The sequence below is a fragment of the Chitinophaga sp. genome (assembly GCF_036566945.1).
Lineage (GTDB): Bacteria > Bacteroidota > Bacteroidia > Chitinophagales > Chitinophagaceae > Chitinophaga.
In genome coordinates, this window is the sequence record NZ_DATCVJ010001027.1 from 1 (window position 1) to 7,028 (window position 7,028).

Consider the following 7,028-nt stretch of genomic DNA (forward strand, 5'->3'; position numbering starts at 1 on the left):
GGAATAGGTTTAATATAAAGCAATGCATCTGCTGCCACTTGCCTGATCACATGATCGCCTGCGATTGTTTGCGTATAACCGGGCAAACATTTCACCTGTGCGCTGTTAGCGGCATCACTATTGGCATTATCTTTTTTTAAATAACATCCGGTAATGATACCCGCCAGCAGTAAAAGCTGTAGCGGCAGTCCATACGGATTTGGCGTTATATCAGTATAGTACCGCTCACTTTTTCCATACCGTTGCAACAACCATTTAATGCCCGGTATCAGCGGGAGAATCACGTAGATCAGGAGGGATAAAATGCCCACGCCATCATGCGCCGCTGTATCAGGCGGTAATGCAAATTGTATCAGCAAAATGATGCGAAACAGGTTGGCAATAATATTTAAGGCAATAATACTTATCAAAACGGCACCTATAAAAATACCCGGCAGCATTTTCCGGAATCTGCGCTGATAAAAGGCGATGAGCATCACGCCACAGAGCAGGGAGGTGAGCATCATCTGTAAGCCCATACAGGCAATATCTACGGCAAATTCATTACTTCCCAGCTGAATCATATTGCCTTGTGTGGTAATAGCCGGATTAACGCCCGCCAGTATTTTACCGGCCATGCCGGTGAGCCATAACCTAAGGGGAAAACTAAATACATTGGCGGCATAATCCATTACCGGCGTCACCAAAATAGCGGTAATGAAAGTGAGCAGATGAATGCGTCCATAAAAATATTCTACTACAAAAAAAATGGCGGAGATTAACAGCGCATACCGGAACGTAAATACCGGCAGTTGCCACGACAGGCATAAAAAAGCCAACGCGATCCAGCCACAACGCATACTGCCCACACGTGTGGGATTTATCCGAAATACCATGGCCATGGCTACTACAGACAATATAAAGAAGGTACTTCTCCAGGCAAAATAGTTTTGCAGCTGTACGATAGCGATGCATATATAAACTGCCAGCAACCAGGTTGCCGGCAGTTTTGCCCCTCTACTTGTACACCTGGTATACCATAACATCAGCATATACTTTTCTTTTTGCGGAACAATATTTTCTCAAACCTTACATAGGTGAGTAGCAGCATAGAAATAATGAACAGTGCCCATTCATGCGGTTCCGGCACCGCGCCGTGCCCCTTCAATGCTGCATTCTTCAGGCTTTCCCCATCGTCTTTGATATTGTATTTATCGTAGTCGGCCTGTGTTTCCAACACAATCAGGCTGGATAATGGCGATACGACATGGGCTTGTTTTGCTACATCAATGAGGGTGCTATCGTTGCCGAGATCATTTGCGGTAACACGTTGCCCCAGTTGTTGCAGCACCTGGTTATAGGCAAAGAGTCGTGCCAGGTGATCCGGGCCGGGTGCCAGCGTGCTATCTGTACTACGTGCAATACGTATCCCTGCCTGGGCCATGATCAGCTGTGTGCTATCTTCTGCTGGTTTCAGAAAAGTATTTTTACTTATTTGAGACAACAACTGCGCGGTGGTTCCCTTTTCGTAGATCAGTGACCGTGACTCTTTCAGTGTGGCCAGGTACGGTGATAAGGTAGTCCCAATATCGTATAGCCGTATGGGTTGGCGGGCAAAGAGAGTGCGCAGGCTATCGCGGAAACTGGCCTCTTCCAGATCGCCCAGTTGAGGTGAAATATTTTGGGTAGCTGTAATAATGATCGCAGTGGCAGCATTAGTGATATGATGAAACGGGAACAGGGAAAAAAGGAGTTCCTGCAACTCATCAAAGAGTTGTTTTTTGTTACTATCTGTTACCGCCATCATTCCCTTTTGCGGATGAAATACCCAGACGGGCTTGCCTTTCAGCTGTGCGACTATTTGCTGATAGTCGCTGTACTTCCAGCTGCTGTTTACATCGAGATAATAATTTTCCGGTGCAAAAAATTCATAGGCCGGCGTATAAGGCAACAGCGTATATCGCTGCCCGTTAAAACTAAACGCCGCGTTGTCCACTGGTTCAGCCGGGAGTTTCAGTTCCCAGTCTGCGTCGTAATCGCCTTTCCGTGTGATAGTGTTGTGCTTACCCGGATGAAATCCGGCGGGAAACGACATTTCCTTAGGCCAGTTCTGCATATTTAGCTGCACTTCATATGCAGCATGATCGTGTGGAGGTCCTTCAAACCAGGTGGGCTGGTATACCAGTTTATCCTCTTTAACCAGCAGGGGTGCTGTGATGCCTATTTTAAACCGGCGGTCGCCCCGCGTCGGCACCGGGAATACGCGCACGACTACACGATTTCCTTCCTGCCAGTGTACGACAGAGGGGTCCCGGTATTGCACACCTACAATATCAGCATAAGCTGCCTGGGCTTTTTGTTTGGTCGTGAGTATGCCTTTTCTTTCCTCGCCGTCGATCCATAAGGATAACGAAGTGACTACGCCACCTTCCGGTAAATGGAAAGTATAAATCGCTTCGCCGTTCTGTGGCCAGCTCTTTTGACTTTCATTGGCTACCGTGATCGTGTTTTCCGTATAAGAGAGGTGGTAAGCCGGCCACAAATCGGCGCTGGTGTTTACTTTGGTGGTAGCGAGGTCTTCTCCGGTCCAGAGGCGGTCTTCCGAAAAATGTCGCTTGTCGTATATTACGTTGAGGATCTTTCGTCTGTCTTCTTCTGGTATAGAGGTAACCCCAAATAGAAAAGAGGAGGTAGTAAACAGTGGATCATGTTTGGCTTCAGTATCATATTCCCGCTTCGGTACATCCATGAAGCCAAAATTGCTGAAATCCGGCGCCATGTAAACGAGGTTCGTTTTTAAAATCATTTCCGTCAAACCTCCGGATGGCAGCCGTTGTGCAACCTTTACCCAGGCAGGTAATTCGTGTGCATCCTCCCCATCCTTATAATAAACGTTCCGCATGGCGTTTAAATTCACAGCATATAATGCGCCGTAAGTAACAATAATCATTGCCGATAATCCCAATGTGGCCAGATAAATAACACGGTATCGGTATACTGGCCATACCAGTTTCCGGACCATTCGGAACTTAAACCAAAGTACAAATGCCGGGGAAAAAGTAACGATACTAATACCGAGAAGAATGAGTCCTACGAGGCTAATAACATACATCATCAGCAGGTAGCAGGCGAGGTATACCGGCACCAGCAAAGTAAAACCCAGCACCGCACATTGCAGGCATCTGCCCCATTCCGGCCATTGCTCAAAAAAACAAAATGCCAGGATGTTAGCACACATCATGACGAGGATAATGGCAAACCAGGTGGTGGTGGATTGGAATACGGACATCGTATTATTCACGGTGTAGGCATCTGTCAATAACAGGATGACAAATAGGGCCGTTACCTTTCGCCGGTGGGGATTGGGTTTAAGATGTCCTCCTGCCCATAGCCCGAAAAAATAGACTAATAAGAGAAAATGATTCATCAAAAAGCAAACGGCTTTTATATTTTCGTTTTGCGCTACGCAGGAGCATACAAATATCGATAGTGCAAGGCATAGACATACCAGGCCGATGATGACTGACACCGGCTGGCGTTTGGAAATTCCAACTTCCATAAATAGGTTTTGAATACGGACGTAAAACTATACAATAAAAAGCACTTTGCAATACAAAGTATAAATATATTTTTAGTCTTTAGGAGAAATGGGGAGATGAGTGTTGATAATCAGGGATCATCTCTCCATTTCTTTTAATAGTCAGCCTGACGAATAATTATCATGATGGGTATTGGCCGCCCGGAGGCGGCTGGCGTGGGAGATAGCGAAACTGTTGGCAAGTGTTTACTTACAATCAGGATGTTGCCGGATGCAATACATAGCGAAACAGCTTGTATCGCACTACCTGCCGGGCGGCTACCTATTGTGCCCCCTCAAAGAGCCGGCAGGGTGATTGCCAGCAGTTGGGAGGAGCTTAGTATGTCAAGTAATTATCACCGTGATAATCCCAGCGACGCCCTGATTTCCTGCTGCAATTTATCCGGCGCCGGCGACAGATGTATCCCGGCTTTATCCATGGTCAAACCCGCATAACGGAGATATGTAGCATAATCGATGGGCGCTACCGTTTCCGCATATACGAAAAAGTCGGCCAATGGCACTCCGGCGATGGCTTCGCAGGTTTGGCGGAATTCCGCGTTGGTGAATCCGCGTTGTTTTTCCTGATAATAGTGCCGGTACAAAGCCCGCATTACATCGTCCAGTGATTGTTTATTGGCGGTGGCGTGGCGAATGCGCAGATCCAGCAGGAAACCCAGCACGGGGCCTTTATCATAGTAAGAAATTGTTTTGGCTGGGTCGCCACCAAAGGGGCCGTCGTCCCAGGTTTCGTAGCTGGCAGCGGCAACAGATTGCACCTGGTTGCCGGGGCGGTTTTCATAGGATTGTATATGCTGGTGTAGTGCGTTTAACATGTCGGTGCCGGACATGAGTCCTGCCCGCTGCAGCAATAAGTATTCATAATATACGGTGAAGCCTTCAGACACCCATAAGAGGCGTGTACGCTCCGGCGCTTCATAGTTAAAAGGGCCTAACTCCACCGGGCGGATACGTTTTACGTTGTAATGATGAAAGTACTCATGCGCCAGGAAGCTGTAGGTACGTAAGCGGGCGGCTTTATCCTTCAGCTCATCGCCAGTGAAAGATACGGCGGCAGAGTTGAGATGTTCTATCCCTCCCCTACCCGGTCCTATGCCGAGGAAGGTGTAATGATTGTAAGGAATATCGCCTATCACCGCTGCGCCGGCGGTGACGATCTTTTTCAGATCATCCATCAGCTGTTGCCTGTTGAAATCGCCTGCCTGAAAAGCGGAAAAATAGTGTGGGATGCCATTGACGTCAAACGAAGGGAAAGATTCCAGTGGACCCAATAGTAGCGGACTATCATAAAGCTGATCATAATTATTGGCCATAAATATATTGGTACGGAGTGTATCCATGCCCGTAGCTACCTGCCAGCCGGGATATGGCTGCAGCTCCAGGACCACGGGCAGCGCCATTTTACCGGCAGGATGCAGGAACATGCCCGCCGGCGTAATATATCCGTGACCGTTATCCAGGTACGTAGCCGCCACGAAATTGCGATTGGCTTTTACCTGGTACGTCACCCGCAACTCCGCAGCTGTTGCATGTTGTATAACCCAGGTGTTGGCATTGGCGGCCTGCCATGGCAGCGTATCCCCCGCCGCGTTGCATACTTTAAAGTTCGTTAGCTGTGCAGCGTAGTTCATTTGTTGATAGTAGCCGGGCGTCCATACCGGCAATTGCAAGGTAGTAGCAGCAGTGTAATTCGTACCATTAACAGCAGGAGTCTCCGTACTATCCGCCCGGTATTTCATCTCCACCAGGTATATACTATCTCCCGGTACGGGCATACTAACGTTAAAGGTTATACGTGATGACTTCAGCCGGATAATATTCACCGACAATGCGGGCACTGTCCAGTCGAACTGTGGTCCTGCATTCGTAATGGTAGTTGTGTGTGGCACCCAGGCAGCGGGCTGCGCAAATGAATTTTCGGCTTCGGGTGAGTCGGCGGTTAGCGTGGTCACCTGTGCCACCGGGTATATAGCCGTGGCCCCATCCAGGTGAATATCTGCATGCACGGGTTGTTCACCGGCATTGACTATTTTCAGGATGATGTCCCCGTTTTTCTCGTCTTTTCCTGCAATGGTAAAAAGTTTTTGCGGCTCCCGGTAAGTCATCAGCAGGGAATCATCCAGGTAACATTTCACTTCGCTGTTGCCCACTTCCAGGCGGATGTTATACCAACGATCTGCTGCCAGCGGTGCTTTCATTCGAACCGGGTTGCTGATACCTGCTACATCATATCCATTCGTGAGACTTTCAAAAACGGCGTGTGAGTTAAGCCAGGAGCCTATGTGTGCGCGTAAACAGGTATTGGAGTCTTTTACAGCGAATGGAATAATGAAAGCATTTACGCCGCCTGATTTACGTGCTTTCAGTGTAAGCGTATAGGCGTTAAAGTGATGATCTTTCAGTATGGCCAATTGTTGGGCACCTTCGGCTGTTTGGGCCATGATACCATTGGCTTGTGGCCAGTTGCCGCGTACAGGCTGCCATGCTGTTAATCCGGCAGTTGCGTTACTGTTATATACTGTATCGTTATGTTGTACCACCACTATATCCTTATACTCCGCTTCTGTATCCCAGGTAGCGAGACCGATGCCACCGGCAAACTTCGGCTGCTCCGTTGTTTCGGGGAGGATGTTAGTCGTTACCGGGAAATTAACAGTGGCCTTATGATCGTTCAGCATATTGAGTGCATAGTAAGAAATGCGTCCAAAGCTGGCGGCAGCATTAAAATGAATGAGGTTTACGGGCCAGTCTACATCATGTTCATTCACGAGCAGCGGGGCATAGCTACTCATGTTTACCAGGTCACCATTCTTCTCCATGCTCATCACATACACGGCATCGCTCAGGGCAGCCCGCAGGTTGCCGTTGCCGACACCGGCGTTGGTGGCGTATTCTCCCACATACATCTGCCAGTGACCACGTTTATACTGATCAAAATGATCAAAGTTGCGCAGGCTCCAGCCGGCGTCTTTATAGGCATGTTCATCTACGATATCGGTATGCTGCATACTATCCAGCGTATGCCGGTTTACATCGCCAATGCCCATACTGGCGATGATGCCTAACTGCGGATATTTAGTGTGAATAGCATCATAAAAACGGTTATATCTTTTCGCATAACCGGGACCATGTTGTTCATTACCGACTTCTACATACTTCAGTGGAAACGGTGCCGGGTGACCGTTCGCGGCGCGTTGTTTACCCCAGTGCGATGTGACCGGACCAATTGCATATTCAATTGCATCGAGTGCATTTTGTATCACAGGGGCAAGACGATCGTCCGGGATGAAGGTGCCACTGCGGTATTCACAGGAGATGCCTGCATTGAATACATAGAGGGCGGCAGCATTAATATCTTCACAAAACTGCAGGTATTCATGGTATCCGAATCCGTTGCTGCTCCAATAACCCCATGGGCTATACGTAGGCATGCGTTGTTCGAGGGGGCCGA

The 7,028-nt window shown here is 48.4% G+C and carries 3 protein-coding genes; all 3 read right to left on the reverse strand.

From position 1 onward, the window contains the following. A partial coding sequence (gene xrtN / locus VIP81_RS30905; RefSeq protein WP_331971137.1) for an exosortase N occupies positions 1-1,031 on the reverse strand: 1,031 nt, incomplete at its 3' end. Beyond that, positions 1,025-3,538, reverse strand: a complete 2,514-nt coding sequence (locus tag VIP81_RS30910; protein ID WP_331971140.1) for an XrtN system VIT domain-containing protein — start codon at positions 3,536-3,538, stop codon at positions 1,025-1,027. The genes xrtN and VIP81_RS30910, both read right to left, overlap by 7 nt. Positions 3,539-3,912: 374 nt before the next feature. Then, positions 3,913-7,028: alpha-L-arabinofuranosidase C-terminal domain-containing protein (locus VIP81_RS30915; protein WP_331971143.1), on the reverse strand; the 3,116-nt coding region annotated here is incomplete at its 5' end.

Excerpts from the sequence above, each read along its gene's own strand:
- VIP81_RS30910 (WP_331971140.1), bottom strand. The coding sequence starts at position 3,538 with ATGGAAGTTGGAATTTCCAAACGCCAGCCGGTGTCAGTCATCATCGGC.